Below are 25,754 nucleotides of genomic sequence, written 5' to 3'. Positions count from 1 at the left end.
CACACCACGGATCTACTTCATCGGAAGCCTCAATCAGTTTGGAATCGGACAGGAAAGACGGATGGGGAGAGGATACGGACGATGAAGCTCGAATTGAAGCACATTCATTTGCGGGACCCGTTTGTTTTGGCGGATGAACGGTCGCGGAGCTACTACATGTACGGAACAACGGGGAAGACGGCCTGGAAAGGGAAGCCCGAAGGATTCGACGTGTACCGGAGCGAAGACCTCGTTCATTGGGAAGGACCCGCGCCGGCTTTCCGCCCGGCTGCCGGTTTTTGGTCGGACCGGGATTATTGGGCGCCAGAGGTACACGAGTGGAACGGCCGGTATTACATGTTCGCCAGCTTTAAGGCGGAGGGGAGATGCAGAGGCACGCAAATTCTCGTTGCCGATCAGCCGGCGGGTCCGTTCGTCGTCCACAGCCCGGAGCCGGTAACGCCGCCCGATTGGGAGTGTCTGGACGGGACGCTTCATGTGGACGAAGCGGGCGACCCATGGATCGTATTTTGCCACGAATGGCTTCAGGTTGTCGATGGGGAGATTTGCTGCCAACGGCTGACACACCGGCTCGATGCCAGCATCGGGGAGCCGCAGCTGATGTTCCGCGCATCGGAGTCCGGCTGGAGCGCGAGCGGCAAGGCGGGCAACCGGGTGACGGACGGGCCGTTTCTGTTTCGAAACGAAGCTGGCGAGCTGCGGATGATCTGGTCCAGTTTCGATAAGCGGGGCTACAATGTGGGGGAGGCCCGCTCCGTAACCGGGCGGTTGGCCGGCCCTTGGGTGCATGAGCCGAACCCCATGTTCGGGCCGGCGGGGGAGGACGGATCGCTTCGTTCGGGGATACCGGCGGAGGGTGGACATGGCATGTTGTTTCGCACGTTCGGGGGACAGTTGCTGCTGGCGATCCACGCTCCGAACAAACACCCGGACGAACGTCCGGCCTTCGTCCCTGTTAAGGAGACGGGAGGGAAGCTGACGATCGGCGGTTGAGCGCTTGGCAGGCATCAGCTGAAGAGTCGAGGATAGGAACAGTCGGACGCTGCGGCGTACCGGCTTTTTTGTTGTTGTTCGTTGCAGGCCCGGCCAAGTCAGCCGCTACCAGCCGGTGCGAGTCCGGCCGAGGCAAGAGCGAAGTAGCTCGTTGCAAACGGGCAACGGTGGAGCGATTCTAAGGCTGGAGCCCCATGACACAGCTGCCGTGGAAGTGCGAGCCGGTCAGCAGGTTGTGCCAGGATTGCGCTGCATAACCTAATGAACCCCATGCAACTGGGGATAATTCGATGGCCACAACGTCACTTTGCCGGCCGCGCTCGGTTCGAAATGGAATGAGTAGTGCGGAGTGGAGTATCAAGGGATTCCGGACAACCTGTTTGAGCAGAAGAAGGTAATTTTTCACTTGGAACGGCCTGCTAACACTTGGCTCCTGTGTGTGGACGTTGCGAAATCATTGTAACATTATAATATTGTTGACAATACTTCATTTCTCCATTATCCTTTAATTACTCGTTGGTGAAAGCGCTATTTTACGGAGTTAGATATAAGGCGTATTCCATCCGCTTTATATAATTGAATGCTAAAGGGGAGCTATCACTTGAAACAAACATGGGGGAAAGCACGACAGACCGGAACGGCATTAGCGCTAGTTGGGATGATGGCGGCGACGCTTGCGGCTTGCGGGGGAAAGGCGGCCGAAGAAAACGGCGGTACGACGGCTCCAGCTCCAACACCGGCGGAAAGCGCAAAGCCGGTGAAGCTGCAGGTGCTGATACCGGGCGGCGTGAACATGGATTGGTTTATGGAACGGTATGGCAAGTCGATTCAAGCCAAATATCCGCACTATTCGTTCGAAGTTATTGAGAGTACCGGCAACATCGCTCAAAATATCGTGACCGAGAAACGCAAGATCGATCTCATGATCGGGTCTTTCGCCACGTATCGGAATCAATTTAAACCGTTTGAGCTGGTTGCCGACATGTCCGATCTGGTGCAGAAAAACAAGTTCGATCTGAACAAGATCGAGCCCGCATACTTGGAAATGATCCGCAATCTGGACGGCGGCAAGCTGAGCGGTTTGCCCTTGTACGACCTAGGACTGCTGCTCTATTACAACAAAGATATTTTCGATAAGTTCGGCGTTCCGTATCCGACGGACAAAATGACGTGGGAAAGCTTGGTGGGCGTAGCGACCCGGCTGACCAGAAACGAAGGCGGCGTTCAATACAGAGGTTTTGTGACAGATCCTTCCCATCTCGTTATCGGCAACCAGCTGTCGCTCGGATTCGTAGACGCCAAAGGGGAAAAGGCTTCACTCCATACGGATGCATGGAAACAATATATCGAAACGATGGTCCCGCTGTATAAAATGGCCGGTTATGATGTGACCAAGGAAATGATCACCGGCACTGCGATCAAAAACGCCTTCTTCAAAGAAAAGTCGTCGGCCATGTTCGTGATGTACAATTCCGATGCGCCAAAGCCGGATGAAGGGATCAACTGGGACGCCGTCTCCCTGCCGGAATTAAAAGGCGCGCCGGGCACCGGTTCGCAGCCGTATCCCGTCTATATTTCCGTGTCCTCGTTGAGTGAGAATCGGGACGACGCTTTTAATGTCATCGCCCATTTGTTGAGCGACGAAGTCCAAACCAAGCTGTCGTCGGATTTCGCACAGATCAGTCCGCTTAAAAATGATCAGGTCAAAGCGGCCTTCGGCAAAAGCGTCGCCCAGTGGCAAGGGAAAAATATTGCTGCGATCAAAGCGAAGAAGCCTGCCTCTCCACCGGCATACGTAGGGGAATATAACAACTTCGGCCAGTCCGCAGCGGCGAATGCGATGCGTTCCGTTATCGTTGGGGAGAAGGACGTCAATACGGCTCTGAGGGATGCTGACGAAGAAGTAAACAAAAAGATCGAGGAAGCGAAAGCGATGAAAAAATAGCTGAGCCGGACTTCCATCCGTATCCAAAAAAAAGAAAGGGCCGAACCTAGCGTCGGCCCTTTTCGCTGTGTACCGCTATAGTGTATCCGCCCCGGTTCCCGCCTCGTGTGCCGCCATGTTACGTCTGTCTTTCTGTTACAATCTGTATAGCTTCTTGTGATCGTATACAAGCCTTGCTCCCTGATTTCTCTCTTCAAGGCGTTGTAGTCCTCTTCATCGTCAGAAAAAAACCGAAAAAAACGAACCGAACGGCCCGCTGCTCCATCTAATGCTTAGTTACAATGGAGGAGTACGAAAGGAGGCTTCGTAATGTGGAGCTGGAAGACGATGTAATCCTTGCCCGGGAGGGCGACCGGGAAGCTTTTATCCGCTTGATCCAGCGGCTGGAGATGAACATGTATCGAGTAGCCCGGGCGATTGTGAAGCGGGATGAGGATTGCGATTCAAGAGACGATCCTGAAGGCTTACCAGTCTGTGCGGACGGTTCGGGAACCTGCATATTTCAAGTCGTGGCTGCTGCGCATCTTAATCAACGAATGCAATCAGATCCTTAGAAGGCAAAAAAGAATGGTGCTCTCCGAGCCCGATCCGGCTTTATCCGCAAGCTCGAGCGAGTATGACATGGTAGATGTGAAAGAGGCGGTCGACCGTCTGGAGGACACACTTCGAATGGTCGTCACTTTATACTATTTCGAGGATTTGCCCCTGAGACAAATCGCCGAGCTGCTGGAGACGACGGAAGGTACCGTTAAATCCCGGCTGCATCGCGCCCGATTGACTTTGGCGGAGTGGCTTTGCATTCCCGCCGTGGAAAGGAAGGTCGGCTATGAAGGATAAGCTGGATCAGGAGCTGAAGTCACGGATGGGGGGGGACACGGATCAGCTACCGGACGTTGTCAGGCAGCGAATCGACCTGACGCTGTCATCTCTGCCTGCTTCGGGAAGGGAGACGGCACGGTCCGAAGCGGTTCTTTCCCGAACAAGCCGCAAGGCGTGGAGGCTTGCGATCGGGGCGGCGGCGCTTCTGATCGTTGTCGGCATCGTATCCGTATTTGCTGTACCTTCGCTGGCCGAACGGATACGATCCTTGTTTGCCCGCGACAATGTCGATATCGGATTGCTGCGCGCTCAAGAGTTCGGACTTGTGCATCGCCCGAATATCAAGGTGAAGGACAAGGGCTATACGGTCAAGGTCGACGAGGTCGTGGCCGATCCGACGCGAGTTGTGATGGCGCTGCAGCTGTTCGGGCCGGACGGGCAGCATGACCGCAATCGACTGGTTTTTCGAAAGGATAAAAACAAGGTGACGATAAAGGATGAAACGGGCAGTATTGTCGGGAAATTGTATGATATGGGACAAACTAACGATTTCTACTACATGGTTGCTTTTTTCCCCGAACCGCTGCAGACGGATTCGATTACCCTGGAGGGCCAGATTACGTCGCTTGGAAACGAAATTCAGAATATACCGGTCACCCATGGGGATTGGAGCTTCCGATTTTCGGTCGACATGAAGGAAGCGAAGAAGCAAACGAAGGAGACGCCGTTTGAAGGAAGCTATACATCGCCGGACGGCATGACGATCCGCTTGAAACGATTGACTCAAATGGTTCAGGGCGTCCGGCTGGAGCTGGAGACGGAGTTAAGTGAGGAAGCGTTGTCCCGTTCTCCGGGTGAGATGTGGCAAAAACAAATGTTGAAATTCCATTTTGAGGATGCCGGCGGGAACGAAATCCATAGCGTCAATACGAGGAAATTCCCTCGTATGTACAGTTTAATGAGTCATTCGAAAATTCCGGGGAATAGGCCGGGTCTGATGCACTGGAGTTTCACCTTTAAATATTTGCCGTCCGATCAGCCATATTGGTTCGTCTTAGACGGCTATTCGATTGCGGAGAAGGATGGAACCTCTGTCGAATTCGAGCCGGCTAAGCTGTTAGATCAACCGGTTATGTTCCAATCGCTCGGGGATGAAATCGTCTTGAGGAAATTTACGGTCGAGTCGCCTCCCGACACGAACGGAAATGTAGCCGAAGGCGTTTTGCATGTAGACGGCCTTCTTCGCAACGAGAACAGTTTTAATGAATATATAGTGCTCGATGCAGAGGGCAAGGAGTACTCCATTACAAATATCGGTACTTGGAGCGGGACCGGATTAGGTTGGAAAGATAGTCAGATTACGTTATCCGACGGCCGGCTCCAATTCCGAATGGCTCAGCTGCAAACGATACCGGACAAGCTTATCTTGAAGCGCTCGGTCGTGGACAGGCTGTACAGCAATGTGGATTGGACGGTGCCCGGCCCGGTTCTGCGGAAATAGCGCTGCCGGTGTATGACGGATCGGAAATAAACCAAAAAGCTGCCGGTCCTTAAGGATCAGCGGCTTCTTGGTTGTACAGCCTCGTTCATTCACCCTTCGCAAGATTTGCGCGTAATTAAGGTCGACTCGAACATTTGGGTGACGGGGCCCGTTATTTTGTGCGACATCAGATCGACCATCAGGTTAACGCAAGCTTGAGCCATCTCTTCAACCGGCAGATGGATGGTGGACAGAGGCGGAATGCTGAAGCCGGAGACCGCATCGTCGTCATGCCCGACAATCTCCACCTGCTCCGGTACGGCCAGCTTCAGCTCATGCAGCGCGTACAAGGCGCCGACCGCCATCTGATCGCTGATGCAGAAGACGGCCGTCGGCCGGTCCTCTCCGCTGAAGACAGCCGTGGCGGTCTCGTAGCCGCCGAGCTCGGAGAAGCTGCCGTAGCGGACGTATTCGTCCTTGAGCTCGAGCCCGTGCTCGCGGCACGTGTCGACGAAGCCGCTCATCCGAAGCCGGATCGCGGTGGAGGAAATGTCGGGGACGAGCAGTCCGACCTTCCGGTGACCGCGCCTCGCGAACAGATTCGCCACCTTCTGGCCGCTCAAGTAGTTATCTACGTTGACGGAGCAATATTTGCCGGAGCCGCGCTGATACAGGACGAGCGGAAGCTGGATGTCGGCCTGCTCCAAGTACTGTTCATCGTCCTCGGTTGGAAGTGCGATAATGGCCCCATTGAACCTCGTTCCTGTGATGAGGCTTTTCTGGTCGTAAAGCTGCGAGCCGACATAGGGCTGAATCAATATTTCGTATTCGCGGTCCAACTGGTGGATCGCGTTCTGGATTCCTTTCAAGTAGCGGCCGATCAGCTGTGAACGCGGGTCCATCGTCCAGAACAAGGCGATGATCGGGGCGACGGTCTCCCCGCTGCTGCGCAGCCGCTTCGCCGATATGTTGGGCCGGTAATCGAGCTGGCGGGCCGCCTCGAATACCCGCTCCTGGGTAGACGGGGAGATCCGGTATTGCTCCCCTTTCCCGTTTAAGACTAAGGATGCGGTACCTGGCGATACTTTCGCGTATGCGGCAATTTCTTTAATGCTGGCCATCCGTACACCTCACTGCTCTCTGGATCAGGCTTTAGACCGGCGAACGCCGTGCCTCATCCTGTGCTGCTCCTAGTATAGCGCATGAGAACAGCCCGAAGTCAACCTGTATTAAAGCCCCGACGGTTCCCCGACGGTTGAAAGAGGTTTGCCCGCAAGAAGGGGGCTACTCCCGGAAGCGGATAATCCGGATGCGTAGAAAAGCGCGCCACAACCCCTTAGAAAATTTACCTCAATGTAATTTTTCTGCCAGTAACCATTGAGAAAAGGATACCGAACTCACAAAAAAATGGTTGATAAGCGGAAATAGATATGATTTAATAAAATCATTAAAACGATTTAGCAAAACGTTTTAGCAAAATGCAAGCATTGTGGGGGGGATCCGTTTTGGGTTTTGAAGTAAGATTGCAGGAGCACTTGTTTGAAGATGAAGTACCGTTCGAAAGCTGTCACGCGTCGACCTTGATCGTTCTGCCGAACGGCCACATTTTGGCCGCTTGGTTCGGGGGAACCCGCGAAGGAGCTGACGATGTGGCGATTTGGCTGTCGCGGCGGGACGAAGACGGCTGGAGGGAGCCGGTCAAGATTGCGGACGAAGCGTCCGAGCCGCATTGGAATCCGGTGCTGTTCCGGGACGGCGAGGGCAAAGTGTGGCTGTTCTACAAAGTGGGGAAGGAAATCCGAAGCTGGAGAACGATGTATCGGGTATCCGCAGACGACGGTTACACCTGGAGTGATACCGCCATTCTGGTCGCCGGAGATTCCGGCGGAAGAGGCCCCGTTAAGAACAAGCCGATCATCCTGCAGGACGGCACCTGGGTGGCTCCGGCTTCGATCGAGCTGGATACGTGGGAAGCGTTCGCCGATTTGTCGTACGATAACGGGATAACGTGGACGACCGGCAACAAAATTACGCTGCCTCAAGCACAAGCCGCTGCCGGAAGCGATGTGGTCCCCACGGTTACGGCTGCTGAAGCCGATACTCCCGTTCCGCCTGTGCCGGCCGCGTCATTTCAAGGGATTGGCGTCATCCAGCCGACAGTGTGGGAGTCCGAACCGGGCCAAGTCCATATGCTGCTGCGCAGCACGATCGGCCTGACGTGCCGCAGCGACTCCGAGGATAACGGGAAGACGTGGGCGGACGCTTATGCGACCGATCTGCCAAACAACAACAGCGGCCTCGATCTGGTCCGGCTGGACAGCGGCGTGCTGGCTGTCGTCTACAATCCGGTCGGGCAGAACTGGGGGAAACGGACGCCGATCGTCATCAGCTTGTCCCGAGACAACGGCTCGACCTGGGGAGAAACGTTCGTCCTGGAAGATGCCCCGGGCGAATATTCGTACCCGGCGATCGTTGCAGCGGGTGACGAGGTGTATGTGACCTATACGTGGAAAAGAAAGAGAATTGCGTTCTGGAGGCTGGCTGTAACAAGCTGAATTCCCTGAGGTTTCCACTATCGGAAGGTAAGCGCTTTGCCAGCAACAATGAAGGGATAAGGAAGGTGAGGTTTTTGGATAACGAACGCTCCATCCCATGGAAGCTGGAACAATTATATCTTTCCCCCCGGGTATATCCGTCCGGGAGGAATAGCCCGGAAGGCATTTATTCGATCCTTTATGAGGGACTGCCCTACAAGGGGAAGGCTACTCGAGTATTTGCCTGTTACGGATTGCCGGAGACGGACGGCAAAACGAAAATCCCGGCTGTCGTACTCGTCCATGGAGGAGGCGGCACCGCTTATGAAGAGTGGGTCGCCCTATGGACGAAGCGCGGTTATGCCGCCATCGCCATAGATCTGGAAGGACACGTCCCAGACGGGGTCCCCGGACTCCATAAGTGGTACAGCCATTCGCTGCCGGGCCCGGAGCGCGAAGGAATTTACTTGGATTGCGACTTGCCGGTTGAAGATCAATGGATGTACCACGCGGTTGCCGATGTGATATTGTCCCATTCGATGCTGCGCGACATTCCGCAGGTGGACCCGGAGCGGATCGGGATAACCGGCATATCGTGGGGCGGAATCGTCACCTCGCTGGTGGCCGGAATTGATAAACGGCTTGCGTTCGCCATCCCCGTATACGGCTGCGGTTTTCTATATGAACTCAACAATCTGTGGGGCCGCCGATTCGCAGAGATGGAGGAGGCGACCTTCGCAGCAGTGATCCGGCAAACCGAACCGTCGGCCTACTTCTCCGAGGTGAAAATCCCGATGCTGTGGGTGAACTGGCTGTACGATCCGTATTTTGATGTCCGCATCTTCGGAAAGTCTTATGTTCATGCCAAAAACGGTATCGAGCAATCCGGCTTATTGATGGTTCACGACCTCGGCCATTCGCATCCGTCCGGCTGGAAGTCCGCTGAGATCTATGCGTTTGCAGACTCTATCGTACGCGGAGGGGAGCCTCTGATTCGCTTGGGAGAAACAACCGCTGTGGATGAAAGTACCGTTAACGTTTCCTATCAAGGTGCGGAAGCATCGAAAGCGCTGTTGTACTATACGAACTATGAAGGAGACTGGCATGCCTGCAAATGGCAGACCGCCGAGTGCGAGCTCGATCACGCGAACCGGATCGTTATCGCCGAACTTCCGCAGCAAGCCAGCGCCTATTTCATTAACGTTTGTGATCATAACGGTTATCAAGCAAGTACCGTAGTGGAAGTCAGGTTGATTTCATAACAAAGTCATATAACGGCCTGGAAGTAAGCGCTTACTGGCGCTATAAACAATATCGAAAAGGGGAAGATCTCCATGATACAAGCAAAAATGGGGAAACGGACAGCAATAGCGGCCACCTCTCTCCTAACATCGATCGCGCTGCTCGCGGGCTGCGGCGCAAAGCAGCAGGCGGAGGAACAGGAGCCGAAGCAAGCCGAGAGCCCCAAACCGGTTACGATAACCGTATTTAATCCGAGCAACTACTCCGACTATTTATGGGGAAATTTGTGGGTGGAGCCGATCAAGAAGAAGTACCCGCATATAACGCTTGTGAATATGAAAAATGAAAAAGGAAACAGCCTGGCTGAACGAGTAATGGCGAACAACGTACCGGACATTATTCAGGGACAGGGAGTAAAAGCAACGTTTGAGTATAGCGAGCTGGGCCTTCTCGAAGATTTGACGCCTTTGATCCAAAAACACAAAATTGATCTGAATCAGGTTGAGCCCGCCTTTATGAACAGCTTGAAGAAGGACCCGAACGACAGTGCGGTGTACGGCTTGCCGGTAACCCAAAACAATGCTGCGCTGTTTTATAACAAATCGCTGTTCGATAAATTCGGCGTTCCGTATCCGAAGGACGGCATGACCTGGGACGAGATCTACGAGCTGGCCCGCAAAATGACGCGAACCGAAGCCGAAGTGAAGTACCGGGGGCTGGATTTTCATATGGAGTCCTTGTTCAACAACAATCAGATGTCGCTTCCGTTCATCGACAATAAGACGGATAAAGCGATTGTGCAGACGGACGGATGGAAAACGTTTTTTACATCGCTCAAGAAGTTTTACGACATCGAGGGCAACAACCCGGGGGCGCTGCCGAACGTATTTAACCCGTTCCTGAAAGATCAGACGGTTGCGATGTTCGTCGTATCCAACATTTTCAGTCCGTTGATCGAAGCGTCGCAAGCGGGTCTGAACTGGGATCTGGTAACGATGCCGACGTATTCCACCGGGGCCAAAACCGGAATACAACCGGCCGTCGTAGGCTTGTTCGTTTCGAGCAAAAGCCAGCACAAGGACGAAGCGCTCCAGGTCATCGCGCATTTGATGTCAAGCGAAGTGCAGACGCAGCGGTCGAAGATCGGAGAGCCTTCCGTCCTGAAAAATGCCGACATCCAGAAGACTTTCGGCTCGGAGATGCCTCATTCCAAAGGACGGAGCTTCGCCTCGTTCGTCTCGAGCACTCCCGCTCCGATGTCGAATTCGGTTACCAAGTACGACGCCGTCGCCATCACGGAGATGGTGCGCAAATTCAAGGAATTCGCCTTTAACGGGAAAGACGTCAATACGGCACTTAGGGAAGCGGAAGAAAACATCAATAAAGCGATTGACGCCCAGAAAAAGAAATAACACAGGTTAGCCGGAACAGGGAGTTGCGAGGAGTACCGGTCCGGATGAAGCAGGCTGGCTGATCGGAGACGGCGTGTTTTTGATCCGGCCGGTGTCGACATACAAGTAAACATTTCATTACTTGGAGGAGATCCTGTATGAACAACATCCGCTCAACCGTTGAAGAAAACGATTCGGTAACTCAGGGGGAAGAAACGGCGGGCCAGCCTGAGCATGTCCATGCCGCAGCAGCCAAAACCCTCAGCAGAAGAACGCTGCTGACGACACTCGGCGCGGCCGGTGCGGCGATCGTCTCGGGAGGGGTGCTCCATCAGATGAACGGAAGCTCCAGCGTTACGGCGGCCGTCTACGGGAGCGAAGAGACGGATGCGGATACTGTGGCGTACCGGTATGCGAGCGGCCAGCCGGCCCGGACTGTAGGCGTCAAATTGCGTGAATCCGTCAGCGTCAAAGACTTCGGAGCGGCCGGAGACGGCGTGACGGATGACACAGCGGCGTTTCAAGCGGCGGCGGGCAGCCTGGTGAAAGGCGGGATTTTGACGATCCCGCCAGGCACGTATTTGATCAGCGATACGGTGCAGTTTGCGCAAGGGGCGATTATACAGGGAGCCGGCTTACACAGCGTCGTCATCAACATGACCCATTCAACGAAGTTTGGGATCAATTTGTTTACGCCCACGACGAGACAGGAATATTTCCGGGTGAGCGGATTTACGCTGAATGCCAAGTACGGGATTACGAACAGATGGAGCGTGGGAGCCGATTATACGAATACGACGAATCCGTCGCGGTCCGTTCAGATCACCGATGTCAAATTTCTGGGGACGTACGATGCGGCGCTAGATCCCGCTGCGCAATCCGCCATTGTCCCGGCCAGGGACGAATTGGAGGCGCTCGGAGTCGGGCTGCATCTGGTCATGGTGTACGGGGCGGAGGTGAAGAGCTGCCTCTTCGAGCGGTGCGGCATCGCCTTCGAGAATATCGGCTGCACGTTGTCCAAGGCGGAGCGGAACCGGTTTTACCGGAACGCCAGACATATTCATGACGAGAGGGTGCCATGGTACAATTCCTCCTTCGGCATGGGAGCGGACAACGTCTACGAGCAAAACGACCTGCTCGATGCGACGCGGATCGGCGGAGTGACCTTGTGGCGCTCTTACGGGGCGGAGCTGCGGCACAATTACAGCGAGCATCTGGAGCGGGGCGGCGTGCTGGCGGCACCCGAGATGTATTATTGCTACAACCCCGACTCGTGCAAAATTCATCTGAATCACCTCAACGTCTCTCTCGCCGTAAGCAAGCAGCGTCCCGCGATCAAGATGCTGTTCGATGGAGAGACGATCGGCCGGGCCAGCGGCAACATAGTTCAGGGCAACGCTCCGACTCCATTCAACGGCGTGCTCGGCAATTGGCTGGAGATCGTGACGACGAAGTGGGACCGCCGTTATCCGTGGCACACGCAGTTGCACTACGAGGAGCTGTTCCCGGTCCGGCGCCAGCCGTATGTCTTATACGGCGCACAGCCGGAGTTAAACGTGCTGGCATTCGACAACGTGTTCCCGCATATGAACATTACCGGGACGCTTGCGGATAAGCCGCTGCCTTTCGTGGAAAATACGGGCTATAAGTCGTGGCATCTGGCGAGCGGGGAGAACAAAAACTTCCGTTTCCGGCTGTATGTCCCGAACAGCAAGCTGTCCGGCTCCTTCCAGCTTCAGATTACGGCGGAAGGCAACTCCGCCACCGACGGAGGGAACGGCAGGGCGTATGCGACCGTCAAGGATCAGGCGGGAGGAATTCTATTCAACGATTATGCGTTTACGAATGTAAGCGCTTTGACGACCAAGGAGATCGAGCTGACTGTGACGAATCCGGAGTCGCTGCAGCTGTTCGACATCGATTTGACGAATCTTTCTTTCAGTAAAATATACCGCGTCGCGATCGTAGCGTTGTAAGCGGACAGAGGGCATCCGCTGTATGCCAGAACGATCAAAGGCTGAGCCATAAGGGTCCGCCTGACAGGGGGACGTCCTCATATTCGAGCGAAAGGACCTCAAACTCCACGAAGTAACGCGGAGGCTGAGGTCCGTTTTTTTGAGGGGAAATTCGTTCAGCCGCTCGGCCAGCAGCACGGAGCGCGCTCACCGTCTCCCTCCGCCGCCCCCTTCCTGCAGAGCGAGACGGCGGAACTCGCCAGGCGTAAGCCCGCATATCCGCTTGAACATCCGGATAAACGAGTTGACGTTCTGGTAGCCGACCCGGCCGGCGATATCCTGGATGAGCGTGTCGGTTTCGCTTAGCATCTCCTTGGCTCGCTGCATGCGCAGCCCGTTTACATAATCGCTGAACGTCTGGCCCGTTTTCTCGTGGAAGTAGGTGGACAAGTAGCCGCGGGACAAGTTCAGCTTATCCGCCACCAGCTCCAGCGACAGATCCTCCCCGTAATGGCTGGCTACATAGTCCAGCACGAAGTCGCGGATCGGGTCGCGTTCCGCCTTGCGCCCCTGCACGAGAGCCGCCGCCTCTGACGTCAATCTCCGCACGAACGTTTCGTACTCCTCCCGGCTCCAGCACGACTTCAGATGGAGGAAGGGCGATTGCCCCCCGAACAGGCCGCTAATATCGTATTGATGCTCCAGCAGCGCCTTGAAGGTCGCCGCCACCGCTTCTTTGCCGAATTCGCCGTACCGTCTGGCGCTGGCGCCCGATGTATCCAGCTGGTCCAACACCTCGAGCAGCAGCTCGGCGGGTTTGTCTTCGCGTCCGGCCAGCAGCTGTGCGGAGTACTCCTGCTCCTTGGCAAAGGTCAGCAGGCTTGCCGGCTCGCCGAGCGCCGCCTCCGTTACGATCCGGGTGTCGCGGCCCAGCGGCCGGGAGGCGATCAACGATTGCGCTTCCTCATACGCGCCGGTCAGCTCCTCCGGGCTGTATACGGCCGGCCGGAACGCGATCGTGACGATGCAATATTCGTTGTCGCGGTCGAGCACCTGCTTCAGCAGCAGCAGCGTATCCATGACCGTCTGAGGCTCCTCCCGGGCGAACAGCAGGGAGATAACCTGCTCCTTTTCCATCTGCAGCGTCACCGAATCCGGAAACCGTTCGCCGAGCTGCAGGTTTACATATTCTTTCAGGCAATACGCCGTCTTCTCCTGATCGTCCCCGGACAGCCGTTCGAACCGCTCCGTGAACGAAAGCTGGAATACGAGGAAGTAATAAGGCTTGTCGGTTTCGATCAGGTCGCGCAGATCGGTCCAGCTGCGGATGTTTTTAATTTTGCTCATATACCCGTAACTTTTCAGCAGCTTGTTTTTCTTGGTGAGATCTTGCCGGAACCGTACGTTCGCATGCACGATATCCGCGATGCTGCGCCCGAGCCAGTCGAACTCGCGTATGCTGCTTGTGAGCTTGCTCGGCTGACCGGCTGTCTGCAGCAGACGGATCATCCCTTGAATCGGATTGTAAAACTTCATGCTGAGCAGGATGGAGATCAGCACGCTGAGCACGACGGCGGCCGCCATAATCGCCAGCAGCATCAGATTCAGCCGCTGCACCTGGGAAGCGATGCGCACGTTCGGGATGACATTCACGTAGGTCAGGCCGGAATCCGTCCCTTTTTTGTAAAAATAATAGTAGTCGTCCCGGGTTATATATCCTTCGGGGTCCGGAAAGGCGAGACCGTCCGGCAGCGAAGCAGCTAATCCCGTCCCGCCGGCCTCAGGGGCGCCTTCGGCTGCGGACCGAAACAGCAGGCCGCCCTGGCTGTCGAGTATATAAAACGAATCTTCCCCGTTGTAGTGAAGCGACCGGAACAAGCTGCGCGCGTCCAACAGGGCGGCTACGAGATATTCGCTGTTGAACTTGTTTTTCATCACGACGGGCATCAGCTCGCCCTTGAAGCTCTCGGACTTGTTGTATTTGTACTCCCGGAAGCCGGCGGCGGGGAAGACGCGGAACGTATACTCCTCGGAAAACTGTCTCTGCCAGAACACCGGGCCGTAAGGCTCGCTTACGTAAAACTTCGTGAACATATTGACCGTGTTCGTCGTGCTCTCCTTCTCGATCACGAAGGAGTGGTCGCGAAACAGCAGGAACATGTTCTCCAGATTCAGCATCGGATTCGCGAGCAGGGCGTTCATCTCCGTCTTCATCTCCGCGGCGGCGTAATAATTCGGCTGATCTCCCCCGTTCAGGCTCGAGTTGAACCGGTCGTTGAAGTAAAAGCGGAGCATCGCGCTTTCGACGAGTTGCAGCTGTTTCTCGTACCCGTTGACCGTATTTTTCATATTCAGCGTATTGTGGTCGATAATCTGCTTTTGAATATTGGTCTGAAAAAAAGTGAACGACAGCACGTTGAAGGAAAGCAGCAGCACGATGACAAGCAGAAAGCCGCCGAGCAGCTGAACGAACAGAGACTTCCGGTGTTCCGCAAATATTCGCCGTACCTTGTTCATTCGATCGTCCCCTCCGATCCTTCATCTACAATCGGTCCGCTTATCTACATTTCGTCAGATTCGATAATAGCGCTTACATAATGACGCATTGCGGATAGGCAAATATGGCTCCGACGCTGTAACGTCGAGATAAGCTCATTGTAGCAACGAGTACAACCACTAGGCAAGGAGCAATCCATACGCAAAGGAGGAAGGGGCGTGAACGCGAACCGGATGACGGGCAATTTGCCGCACGGTACGCCGGCATCGGCATCGGCTGCTCCGGCCAGTCGCGTGACATTGCGCAGGCGGTTTAGGGAAAGCCGGTTTTTGCTGCTGCTCGTGCTGCCGTGTATCGTTTACTTTATCATCTTTCATTATGTTCCCATGTTCGGCATCGCGATTTCGTTCCAGAAGTACAACTTATTTAAAGGGATTTGGCAAAGCGAGTGGGTCGGCTTTCATTATTACGAAATGTTTTTCAGCAATCCGGACTTTTTCAAGCTGCTACGCAATACGTTTTTGCTTGGGCTGTACCGGATCGTTTTCGGTTTCCCGGCGCCGATTCTGCTGGCGCTGCTGCTGAACGAGCTGAAAAACGCGGTATTCAAACGATTTGTCCAATCGGTCAGCTATTTGCCGCATTTTATCTCCAACGTCATTGTCGCGAGTATGATCGTCGTCTTTCTGTCGCCGTCCGGAGGGCTTGTCAACCGGCTGATCGAGCTGATCGGGTTCGAGCCGGTCAATTGGCTGATGTCCCCCGACTGGTTCCGGACGATATTCACGGCTTCCGGCATCTGGCAAGGCGTCGGCTGGGCGTCGATCATTTATTTGGCGGCGCTGACCTCGATCGATCCGCATCTGTACGAAGCGGCGGAGATGGACGGAGCCGGGCGTTTCGCCAAAATGGCGCACATCTCGCTGCCCGGCATGATGCAGACGGTGGCGATCCTGCTTATTTTGGAGATCGGGCATATTCTCGGGGTCGGATTCGAGAAAGTGTTCCTGCTGTACAATCCGGCCACGTACGAGACGGCGGATATTATCAGCACGTACGTGTACCGGGTCGGGCTCGTGCAGGGCAACTACAGCTACGCGGCGGCGATCGACGTATTTACCGGCGTGGTCAATCTCGTCTTTCTGGTGAGCGCCAACTACGCAAGCCGCAAATTAGGAGAGAACAGCCTTTGGTAGGAGCGTTGGTTCGATCCGTTAAGATGTGAGTATGAACCCAACATCCGATCCAACGATGCGATCCACCCCAGGCCAAAAAAAGGAGATCAGGCGGCATGAGAAGAAAGTTAACCGTATTTGACGCCGTCAACGTGCTGCTGATGCTGCTCGTGATGATCGTCACCGTATATCCGTTCGTGTATATGATCGCCGTCTCGTTCAGCGATCAAGTATCGGTCATGAAAGGAAGCGTCTATCTATGGCCGAAAGGGTTCAATACAGACATGTACCGGATCGTCCTGACCGACCCGCGCATATGGAACGGCTACCTCAACACCGTGCTGTATACCGTTGTCGGAACGACCGTATCGCTTTCACTGACCTCGATGGCGGCTTATGCGTTATCCAAAAAGAAGATGCTGTTTCACGGACCGATCACGGTGCTGATCGTCGTCACGATGTTTTTCGGCGGCGGGATGATTCCGACGTTTCTCGTCGTGAAGGCGGTTGGTCTGGTCGATACGTTCTGGGCGATGATCGTTCCGGGCGCGATCAGCGCGTGGTATCTGATCATGATGCGGACCTTTTTCGCCGGTCTGCCGCAGGAGCTGGAGGAAGCGGGCAAAATCGACGGGCTGAACGACGTCGGCTTGTTCGTCCGCATTGCGCTTCCGCTGTCCAAGGCGGTGCTCGCCACGATCGGCCTGTTTTATGCGGTCGGCATCTGGAACAACTTCTACACGGCGCTGATCTATTTGCGCAATCCGGATCTGGTGCCGCTGCAAGTCATTTTGCGCAATATCGTGCTGGCGGGACAGACGAATCTGGACGGATCGTTTACGCTAGGCAAAGATCAGCAGATCGTCGAGGAATCGCTGAAATACGCGACAATTTTGGTCGGCACGCTGCCGATTCTGCTTACGTACCCGTTTCTGCAAAAATATTTCGTCAAAGGCGTCACGGTAGGTTCTCTGAAAGGATAATCGAGGTAACCGAGGGGAGGATAGGCGCTGATCGCCCGGAAGTTGGCGGACGGCGGCGGCGCCGCTTAGGATGAAAAAGGGGATGGCAGCTTTTACGGTGACGACGATGCTTGCAGGGCTACTGGCCGCATGTGGGGGAGATGGAGGCGGCGCGGGAGGCGCGCAGACGGGAGAGGCTGCGGGCGAAGGCGGCGGCACGAGCAAGCCGGCGGCGAAGACGTCGCTGACGATGCTGGTCGGGGCCCAGTCGAACTGGACGTATGCCAAAGATAAGCCGATCTGGAAGGCGATCGAAGAGAAGACGAACGTCGAGATTACCGGCACGGTGCCTCCGGGCGACAACTACAACGAGGCGGTCAACTTGACGATCGCGACGGGCAATATGCCGGACCTGATGTTTATGAGCAGTTTTGTAACCGCTAACAAGTACGGACAGCAGGGAGCTTTGGCGAACATCATGGATTATGTCGACAGCATGCCGAATTTCAAAAGCTGGTTGGCGAAGTACCCGGAGCTGAAGGAGCGGTATACGTCCTCGGAAGGGAAAATGTTCATGTTCCCGAACGAAGGCTTCGGGCAGGGCGAGCGGATCAGCTGGATGTACCGCGACGATATTTTCAAAAAGCACAATCTGATCCTTCCGAACAGCTACGACGAGTTGTACGAGACGCTGAAAAAGCTGAAGCAGCTTTACCCGGACAGCTATCCGTTCGTGACACGGGGGGCGTTCGGCACGATTTCCCGGATGGCTCCGCAGTTTAATACGTACAACGACATCTATTACGATTTCGACAAGAAGGAGTGGAGGTACGGACCGGTCGAGGACAACTATAAGAAGCTCGTCGTATTCCTGAACCGGCTGTACAAGGAAGGGCTGATGCCGCCTGACTGGCTGACCGTCAAAGGCAAGCAGTTCGACGATTTTATCGCCAACAACAAGTCGTTCGTCTTCCTGGACTATATGGTGATGGACTATTACAATGTGCCGCTGCGTAAAGACAATCCGCAGTTCTCGATGCTGTTCATGCCGCCTCCCGCGGGTTTTGCCGGGGCGAACCGGCACAATATCAACATCAATACGGTTGATGCGGGCATGACGGTCGCCTCCACCTCGAAGAAGATCAAGGAAGCAATGAAGTATATGGATTTCTTCTACTCGGAGGCGGGACGCGAGCTGTCCAGCTGGGGGATCAAGGGCGTAACGTACGAGGAGGCAAACGGCAAGAAAAAATACCTCGACGCGTTCAAGACGATGTCCGACCTGCGTGAGAAGCCGGGGCTGCTCAACTACGGGACGTACACGTGGATCGACTATAGCGCCTTGCTAACGCTGACTTCCAAAGAAACAACCGACGCTTACGCGGCCATCGGCAAGTACGATTCGAAGCTGCAGCCGAAGCCGCCGTTCTCCGAGAAGGAGAACGACGTGCTGACGACGATCGGCCAATCGGTGCTGAAGCACCGGGAGGAGAACATCACGAAGTTTATTCTCGGAGACAAAGGAATGGACCAATGGGACGCCTACGTCGGCGAGGCGAAAAAGCTCGGTCTCGACCAGGTAATCAGGGTGTATAAGGATGCGTACGACCGGGTGTTGAAGGCAAAGTGATCCGGGAGTAGGCGCAAGAGCGTAAAGTGTGAGTAAAGCACGGCCTGGCCCGTCCCCGTAGGGGGCGGGTTATTGGCCTTGTGCCGCATGCTGCATGCTGTGTGTGAGCTAAGCTTAGCCGCGCAAGCCGTTGTAACGGCTATTGAAGCAAAGCGCCTGTGGCGCGAAGCCGCTGGAGGAGTAGAGTTGGTTGGCTCCGGAGCTGCTGGAGCTGTTGAGTTGCCTGTGCTTGGGGGATGTTGTTATAGAGTAGAGTTGTCTGATTTGCTTGAGTGGAAGGGGCGGTTGGTCTCCAGAGTTGTTTGAGCAGTAGAGTTGCCTGTGCAGTAGATTCGCTTGAGTGAAGGGCGATTTTCGAGAAAATAAGAGCTAGTAGAAGCTCTTAATCTGTCTGGCGAAGAGGAAAGTGCAAAAATAAGATGTGCAAATAGCTTTTATTTACTCAAATTCTCTCAGTACTTGCTCCAACCTGCTCCAACCTGCTTCAACCCTGCACCCAAGTGGAGACTCGTCTGCGGTTGAGGTACAATGGTGCTAGGATTAAAGGAGGATGGCACCATGATCAGACAAGCTACAGTGGAAGACGCAGCGCAAGTGATGCCGCTGCTGCACAACGCGATCGGGACGATTGCGAATACGCTCGCGGGAACGCCGGACGATGCCGAGGCGATGCAGATATTGACCGAGTTTTATAAGCAGCCGGGCAACCGGATCAGCTATGAAAATGTGATTGTAGAGGAACGGGACGGAAAGGTGGCGGGCATACTGGTCGCCTACGACGGTACCCGGGCCGAAGAGCTGGACCAGCCGCTGATCGACCGGATCGTCCGCGAGTCGGGCAGGACCGGTTACACGATAACGAAGGAAGCGCAGCCGAATGAATATTATTTGGATTCGCTGTCCGTGGACGAGTCGTTTCAAGGGATGGGGATCGGAAAGTCGCTCATCCGCGCCTTCGAGGACAAAGCGGCGAAAGACGGATACCCGCGGGTATCTTTGATCGTCGAGCAGGATAACGAGCGGGCTTATGCGTTGTACCGGAAAAGCGGCTATACCGAAGACGGCCGTCTTCAAGTAAGCGGCAAGCCGTTCATTCGTATGGTAAAACCGGTTTAGCTGTATAACCTGCAGCCCGCCGCCGGGAGAGCGAACCAGGGAGGAATGAGCTGCGTGAGAGGGAATAGCGGACAGTCCCGCAATGTGAAGGTCGTCTTGGACGTCGACGATCCGGCGGAAGCCGGGCGGTTTTATGAGGAAGTGCTCGGATGGGAGAGGGCGGGGACGAACCGGGAAGAAGGTGGGGGCGAGCTGCTGCGGATGCCTGGCGGTGAGCTAGCGCTGCTGCTGCAGCGGCCGGACGGAGCGAAGGGCGATAAAGTCGAAACGCTCGGTACGACGGCAGCGGCAAACTCTGGCCCGGCCCCGAATCGGCCAGCCCCCGGCGATCGTGTGTACGTTCTGGTGCCGGACGGTGCCGACATGCTGGACGCGGTCAAGTGCCGGGCGGAAGCTGCGGGAGCGCCCGTGAGGGACGAAACGGAGCCATTCTGCTGGCGGACGCTGACGGTGACGACGCCGGAAGGGTACCGGTTGGCGTTCTGGAAGGAGCTGGAGGCGGCGCCCGGCGATATTGCCGCTGCGTATGCGTCAGGGCCGGAGCGGCTGGAGGCGGCCTTGGCCGGGTTGGACGAGTCCGCCCTGGACTGGGCTTTGGCGGCGGGCAAGTGGAGCATCCGGCAGCAGGTGCTGCATCTCGTCGACCTGGAGCTGGCTTCCGTACATAAACTCAAATATATCGCGGGCAGCACGGAGCCGGACCGTGTCTATACGGGCAACCGATTCACCCAGGACGAGTGGGCTGAAGCGATGCGATATGCAGACAGGCCGGTCGTCGTCGAGATGGCGCTGTTCCGTCTGCTGCGAGAGCATGTGCTGCTGCTCTATCGTCACATTCCCGGGATCATGGAACGGAGTGTGCGGGTCGGCGGGGGAAGGCACGAGTCAGCGATCCGACTGATGAAGTCGATGGCCGGTCATGCCAATACGCATATACGCCGCATCCTGGAAATACGAGAGCTGTTTGGCCGGTAGTTTATTCGAGTCCCCGTCTGCTGGCCAGACGGGGGCTATTTTGCGCTTTGTTGCTCGAATTCATGAGCTAGCGATTCCATGTATTTCAGCAATTCCATAGATGATGCTTGGTAAGCATACCAAGTGTTCAGGCTTACGATTCATGCAAATAAGAATGACAGTTAAAAGTAAAGCGGCATTTGGATAATAGCATGTAAAAGAAAATACGAAAAGGATGATATGCTATTGTAAGCGCTGCCAGTTAGAGTATGAATTTGTCGACTGCAGGCAACGATGAGTAACCCTGAATTACAAAATGAAAAAAGGGACTTCGAGCAAGGTAATCAGAGGAGGAGATCATGTTGCAAAGACAAAAACGTTGGAAGGCGATTTCTTCGGCAACCGCAATTGCCATCTTGTTGGCCGGGTGCGGGGAGGCTAAGTGGGATGATACAGGTGCGTCCGTTTCGTCCGACATCACGAAAGAAAAGTTGGAATTGGTGTTCTTTTCGAATAGCCAGGATTCGGTGGAAAGCTTCGATGAACGATATGGAAATTCCATCCGTAAAAAATTTCCAAACTTCACGATCACATATTTACAAAAAAACAAGTCGAACTCGTTTCAAAACTTGATTGCCGCCGGGCAGCCTATCGACATTTACTGGGATTCAGTCGGTTTCTTCGTGGGGGGGATCCAGGAATCGGGTTTGCAATATGACATGACGGAATTGATCAAAAAAAACAAAGTCGATTTGAATCGTTTCGATGAAAACGATCTCAATGCGATGAAACAAATGTCCGGAGGCAAGCTTTACGGTTTGCCGGTCGTGACGAATACATTATCGTTTTTTTACAACAAAGACTTATTCGACAAATTCGGGGTTACTTATCCGAAGGACGGTATGATGTGGGATGAAGCTCTGGAATTGAACAAGAAGCTCACTCGATATGAGGGCCAAGTTCAGTATATGGGTCTTGCTGTCTCCTACGGTCACATTATTCGGTTAAATCCGTTCTCCTTGCCTATGGTCGACCCGGCTTCAAACAAGATCGCCGTGAACGATGAGAAGTGGAAAACAATCTATAACAACGTGTTTGTACGCCCTGCGGAAGCGCCTGGATACAGGGAAGAAGTAGTAATGAAGAACGCATATCCCCAAACCAACGAATTTGTAAAAACGAAAAATCTGGCCATGTATGGTTTCCTTACCTCGCTAGTATTTACACAGGATGTATCGTCGCTGAACTGGGATATGATCTCGTTCCCGAGATTCAAGGAAGCGCCTGATCTGGGGCCGCAAAATTACCCGACCTATTTCTCCGTTACATCGACTAGCAAACATAAGGAGGCTGCGATGGAGGTCATCAAATTTTTGACTTCCGATGAAAATCAAATGGAGCTGTCGAAACTGGGCAATATGCCGGTGGTAAATAAAGAATCGATCCGGAATGCGTTCGGGCAGGCGACTCGGCATGCGGACAAAAACCTGAAGTCGGTTTATTACGGAAAGAGCTCGCCGATTATGCCCAAGACGATTTATGATGATGCCGTATTTTCCACTTACGGAAAATACTATCGCGATCTTGCGGCCGGGAAGACCGACATCAATACGGCATTCCGCAATATGGAGGAGGAAGGCAATAAGAAGATCGAAGATCTGAAGACGAAGCTGCAGAAATAACTCATTTTTATATCGCTGCAGCAGGGTGTTTCTCCGGATGCTTTCATGTGCAAGGTGCTGATGTACTGATTTGATCCGCCGACGAGGCAGATTAATTCAGTACATCAGACAACTATTCAGCTGACTGGATCGCGCGTTAGGTTTGCAATAGGCGATGAGCGCTGAACGAAATGCTTCTCCATAATGACGGACGTCCGCGGCATCCGTGTCTCATTGGACGGTCGCTATTATGAGATCCGGGTCAGCCATCCTTTGGGAAACGTTATTTACCAGTCCGCGAAACTGATTTGGAGTATAACCGAACTCTTGCTTGAACAGCCTGCTAAAATGCGAGATATGCTTGTACCCGATTTCAAAACAGACTTCGGATACGGTTGTCTGTTCGTCCATAATCAACAAAACCTTCGCCTTATTCAGTCTAAACTTATTCAAGTATGAGAAAATGGTCGTGCCCGTTACTTCTTTAAAAATTCTACATAAATACGTTTTATTTAAGTACAGTTCACTCTCGATATGATCCATATTCAGGTCTTCCGTATAATTTTGTTCCAGATAGGAGAGTAATCGCTGAACATGAAACTCTTTTTCTGCCAGCCTCCTCATCTCTTGATCCGAAGCGCGGCATAACGGTTTAAGGAAATATAACAGATCGAGCAACGATAGGAGAAGACGATTGTACGAATTGTCATCCTGTTGTCTGGATAAATGATCCATTTTTTTAAGCAGCATTTCCACTTCTGCCCGAGCTTCGCTTTTCAAATGGATAATATGGTCTCCTGATTTGTCGAATGGATCGAACGTGCTCGCAAAAATAGACTGGTTCAGCTTTACTCGCAAATAGGACGGATCGAAGTGAATTACAGTTCGACAATATTCTTCAGGACCTGTTTTGGAAGTATGGAGCGTCTTGCCATTCATTAGAATAAGGTCGCCGGGCTGCAGAATATGAATGTGATTGCCGATTATGTAGGTTCCCTTTCCTTGATGGAAGTAGAGAATTTCGTATTCATTATGAACGTGGAACTGCATCTGGTACGGTCTGCAATCATTGTAAGTCATGCGCAGTGGTAAATAGAGTTTTTTCTTCTTGTACACAAAGAAGAACCTCCTCTCGATTCGTACATAGTTGAATCCAGTATACACCAGGATCCAGAAGAGGGAATACGGTTGTTCCAAAAAAGGAAGGCGGTGCTCCATGCATAAGAGGGGACAGGAAGGTCGGATCCAATGGAAGGAAGGGAACCTCACTCGAAGAGTATTGTTGAAATCAGCCGGAATCGCAGGAGCGTTCTCTTTATTTGGCGCTGTAGTAGGAGTTTCCGCCATGAAGAACGAATCTCCAACTGATAATGGCAATGGCAGCCGAAGCCATATTCACAACAATATCGTTGAACATTATGCGGTTGATCTGACGCCGGGTTCGGACGGGGATTTAAAATTCGTTGCATCCCATCACCAGGGATCCTATCCGTTTTATGGCTGGTACAAATTCGTCTCCAATGCCGGCAAGGGAAGCCATAATGGGGGGACTGTCATATCGCCCTCGGTACCGTTCAACAATAATTTGGAAGATTATTTGAACGGTATTGGAGAAACGGATGCGGCCGGCGAGGGGTGCTGGATTTTACAGCATGACGGTATGGTGTTCCCTGCGTATTTTGGGGCTTACCATAATGGAATCCGGCCTAGCAAATCGACTTCTCCGGCCAATGGCAACGACGACACGATTGCCGTAAAAGCAACGTGCAGTTATTTGCAATCCGCAGCCTTCCAACCGAATCTGTATGTGACATTCAGCGGCGGATTTACATTCGCATTGCCTGCAAATACATTTACGGTAGTGTCAGGCGATAATCCGCTCGGAACGACGAGACCCCGGTCGACAGCATCGGGAGATCCCGGAACGTATGCCAGGCAAAACTGGTTCGTCGACGGGCAAATGTCTTCGTTTTTATGGAATATCCATTCGGCTGACGACCGATTTATCGAGTCTCATGAAACGTTCACTAGGCAGAAATATAGCCGTTTTACGGTCGTGCCATGCAATATGGGCGTGGACAAAGGTGTTTTTTACTCCAATATCGCGAATCCGGGTCGCAATGCAACAACGATCCATGAATTCGATTTCGTTCAAATCGAACCGGTCGGACTGGATTCCGAGCTGTTGAAAACAATCGGCTTAAAACGACTTTTCCAATACTTCGGAACGAATCTCGGGGACCGCTTGTACACTAACGCTTGCGAATTTCGCCAATTTAAGGAAGGATTATATACGGAAAATCTGGAAGCTGTTTCGCAGAGATTCATCCAAACCTCGTTTGTCAATTACGTTGATCATGCGATATTTTTCCATATTCGCAAACACGGGAGCGGTTTTTCCGTATCCGGATGTGAATTATTGGCGAAAGGCGACAATCAAACGATACTAAAGACGGATCGGCTAGATGGAGAGGATAACGGGGTAGCAGGTGCAACATCTCAATTCGAGATTTTGCCATCACGCTTAGAAACGACATCAAACAAGAAAATAACCATCGTTGATGCTGATTTTGGCATCATCGATATTTACAATCTCATTCAAACGGCTGGCGGACTTCCCGATCCGGCATCCTACGCCTTCATTCAACGAGGAAACGCAATTATAAACGTCTATAACTGTCATATTCATGGAGGGATAAAAGTTGCTTACCGCGACAATACAAACCGAACGGTAAAACGTAAATACTCCGTCAAGTTGGACGGATGCATGTTTACCAGAGACTTATCGGATATGCTGGCATACGAAAGGGCCGATGGCATCACGGTTCCATACGGAAGCCATCGGGAGGAACAATTCGATCCCGTCCCGCCTGTTATCGTCAAGAACACGAATTCGACTTCCGTTTCATGGCAAGGACTTCCGAATAGCAATAAATTCGTATTCGACAGAAATTACTTCACCGATTTTGATTTATCCGCCTTAGGGCACAGCCAGATCAAAATCGGGAAATGGCGGAAATCATCCGGCATGAGCTATCTGAATAACGAAACGCATTGCATCATGCCGGTCATGACGCAAATATTCAGCATTATCGTGACGACAAAAAAATCATCCTATGGTTTTGTAAGATTTATACTCGGTGATACGTTTGTCGATGTGGATACGAACACTGCAGATCACGTGAATCGAGAGCTCTTAGTCGGTCAACTTTTGACAACGAACGGTACGTCTATTGCCGGCAGGACTCTTCGAACGGAAGTATACGATACAGCAGGGAATGTAGTGTCCTCGCCATCACAAGCAGGGACAGCGATAATCGGATACCGAGAAGAAATGCTATGAAACAGGAATATAAGAGGAATCAGAGCGGACACGCGCGTACAACACCCAAAACCTCCG

The 25,754-nt window shown here is 53.5% G+C and carries 19 protein-coding genes; 16 read left to right on the top strand and 3 right to left on the bottom strand.

What is annotated here, in order from left to right; genetic code table 11:
- The first annotated feature begins 81 nt into the window (after window positions 1-81).
- From PV433_RS23635 to PV433_RS23615, 5 genes are all read left to right on the top strand, one after another.
- Window positions 82-993 (top strand): glycoside hydrolase family 43 protein, encoded by a 912-nt coding sequence (locus PV433_RS23635; RefSeq protein WP_332074494.1) that lies wholly within the window; start codon window positions 82-84, stop codon window positions 991-993.
- A gap of 601 nt (window positions 994-1,594) precedes the next feature.
- Complete coding sequence (locus PV433_RS23630; protein ID WP_332074493.1) at window positions 1,595-2,938, top strand: ABC transporter substrate-binding protein; 1,344 nt, start codon at window positions 1,595-1,597, stop codon at window positions 2,936-2,938.
- A gap of 311 nt (window positions 2,939-3,249) precedes the next feature.
- Window positions 3,250-3,492 (top strand): hypothetical protein, encoded by a 243-nt coding sequence (locus tag PV433_RS23625; protein WP_332074792.1) that lies wholly within the window; start codon window positions 3,250-3,252, stop codon window positions 3,490-3,492.
- Window positions 3,413-3,775 (top strand): sigma-70 family RNA polymerase sigma factor, encoded by a 363-nt coding sequence (locus tag PV433_RS23620; protein WP_332074774.1) that lies wholly within the window; start codon window positions 3,413-3,415, stop codon window positions 3,773-3,775. Before PV433_RS23625 ends, PV433_RS23620 begins: the two co-directional genes overlap by 80 nt.
- A complete protein-coding gene (locus PV433_RS23615; RefSeq protein ID WP_332074492.1) occupies window positions 3,765-5,258 on the top strand; it encodes a DUF4179 domain-containing protein in 1,494 nt (497 codons plus the stop codon). The genes PV433_RS23620 and PV433_RS23615 overlap by 11 nt, the downstream gene beginning before the upstream one ends.
- An 89-nt stretch (window positions 5,259-5,347) precedes the next feature.
- On the opposite strand, the gene PV433_RS23610 is transcribed toward PV433_RS23615, so the two are convergent.
- Window positions 5,348-6,358 carry a LacI family DNA-binding transcriptional regulator gene (locus PV433_RS23610; RefSeq protein ID WP_332074491.1) on the bottom strand — a complete coding sequence of 337 codons (1,011 nt, stop codon included), beginning with the start codon at window positions 6,356-6,358 and terminating at the stop codon, window positions 5,348-5,350.
- Between the two features lie 384 nt (window positions 6,359-6,742).
- Here PV433_RS23610 and PV433_RS23605 point away from each other — a divergent pair, with 384 nt between their 5' ends.
- From PV433_RS23605 to PV433_RS23590, 4 genes are all read left to right on the top strand, one after another.
- A complete protein-coding gene (locus PV433_RS23605; RefSeq protein WP_332074490.1) occupies window positions 6,743-7,792 on the top strand; it encodes a sialidase family protein in 1,050 nt (349 codons plus the stop codon).
- 74 nt (window positions 7,793-7,866) lie between these two features.
- Window positions 7,867-9,033 carry an alpha/beta hydrolase family protein gene (locus PV433_RS23600; RefSeq protein ID WP_332074489.1) on the top strand — a complete coding sequence of 389 codons (1,167 nt, stop codon included), beginning with the start codon at window positions 7,867-7,869 and terminating at the stop codon, window positions 9,031-9,033.
- Window positions 9,034-9,105: 72 nt separating this feature from the next.
- Window positions 9,106-10,425, top strand: a complete 1,320-nt coding sequence (locus tag PV433_RS23595) for an ABC transporter substrate-binding protein (protein WP_332074488.1) — start codon at window positions 9,106-9,108, stop codon at window positions 10,423-10,425.
- Window positions 10,426-10,562: 137 nt separating this feature from the next.
- Window positions 10,563-12,380 carry a glycosyl hydrolase family 28-related protein gene (locus tag PV433_RS23590; RefSeq protein ID WP_332074487.1) on the top strand — a complete coding sequence of 606 codons (1,818 nt, stop codon included), beginning with the start codon at window positions 10,563-10,565 and terminating at the stop codon, window positions 12,378-12,380.
- 186 nt (window positions 12,381-12,566) lie between these two features.
- Here the strand turns inward: PV433_RS23590 and PV433_RS23585 are convergent, their stop codons facing one another.
- Window positions 12,567-14,876 (bottom strand): helix-turn-helix domain-containing protein, encoded by a 2,310-nt coding sequence (locus PV433_RS23585; protein WP_332074486.1) that lies wholly within the window; start codon window positions 14,874-14,876, stop codon window positions 12,567-12,569.
- Between the two features lie 198 nt (window positions 14,877-15,074).
- Here PV433_RS23585 and PV433_RS23580 point away from each other — a divergent pair, with 198 nt between their 5' ends.
- The 6 genes from PV433_RS23580 to PV433_RS23555 all read left to right on the top strand — a co-directional run bounded on the left by PV433_RS23580 (window position 15,075) and on the right by PV433_RS23555 (window position 22,375).
- Window positions 15,075-16,052 carry an ABC transporter permease gene (locus tag PV433_RS23580; RefSeq protein WP_332074485.1) on the top strand — a complete coding sequence of 326 codons (978 nt, stop codon included), beginning with the start codon at window positions 15,075-15,077 and terminating at the stop codon, window positions 16,050-16,052.
- A 95-nt stretch (window positions 16,053-16,147) separates the two neighbouring features.
- Window positions 16,148-17,014: a carbohydrate ABC transporter permease gene (locus PV433_RS23575; RefSeq protein WP_332074484.1), complete on the top strand. Its 867-nt coding sequence runs from the start codon at window positions 16,148-16,150 to the stop codon at window positions 17,012-17,014.
- 82 nt (window positions 17,015-17,096) lie between these two features.
- The gene (locus PV433_RS23570) at window positions 17,097-18,623 is read left to right on the top strand and encodes an extracellular solute-binding protein (RefSeq protein WP_332074483.1); all 1,527 of its coding nucleotides are present in this window, start codon (window positions 17,097-17,099) and stop codon (window positions 18,621-18,623) included.
- Between the two features lie 558 nt (window positions 18,624-19,181).
- A complete protein-coding gene (locus PV433_RS23565) occupies window positions 19,182-19,739 on the top strand; it encodes a GNAT family N-acetyltransferase (RefSeq protein ID WP_332074482.1) in 558 nt (185 codons plus the stop codon).
- Between the two features lie 54 nt (window positions 19,740-19,793).
- Window positions 19,794-20,714, top strand: a complete 921-nt coding sequence (locus PV433_RS23560) for a DinB family protein (protein ID WP_332074481.1) — start codon at window positions 19,794-19,796, stop codon at window positions 20,712-20,714.
- Window positions 20,715-21,052: 338 nt separating this feature from the next.
- Entirely contained in the window at window positions 21,053-22,375 is a 1,323-nt protein-coding gene (locus PV433_RS23555) for an ABC transporter substrate-binding protein (RefSeq protein ID WP_332074480.1), read from the top strand.
- Between the two features lie 210 nt (window positions 22,376-22,585).
- On the opposite strand, the gene PV433_RS23550 is transcribed toward PV433_RS23555, so the two are convergent.
- Window positions 22,586-23,470: a helix-turn-helix domain-containing protein gene (locus PV433_RS23550; RefSeq protein WP_332074479.1), complete on the bottom strand. Its 885-nt coding sequence runs from the start codon at window positions 23,468-23,470 to the stop codon at window positions 22,586-22,588.
- 229 nt (window positions 23,471-23,699) lie between these two features.
- Between PV433_RS23550 and PV433_RS23545 the strand changes: the two genes are divergently transcribed.
- Window positions 23,700-25,697 carry a hypothetical protein gene (locus PV433_RS23545; RefSeq protein WP_332074478.1) on the top strand — a complete coding sequence of 666 codons (1,998 nt, stop codon included), beginning with the start codon at window positions 23,700-23,702 and terminating at the stop codon, window positions 25,695-25,697.
- Window positions 25,698-25,754 lie beyond the last annotated feature (57 nt).

Origin of the sequence: Paenibacillus sp. GYB004 (assembly GCF_036577605.1) — a bacterium.
GTDB lineage: Bacteria > Bacillota > Bacilli > Paenibacillales > NBRC-103111 > Paenibacillus_AB > Paenibacillus_AB oceani.
This window is presented reverse-complemented; position numbering and strand designations above follow the sequence as displayed.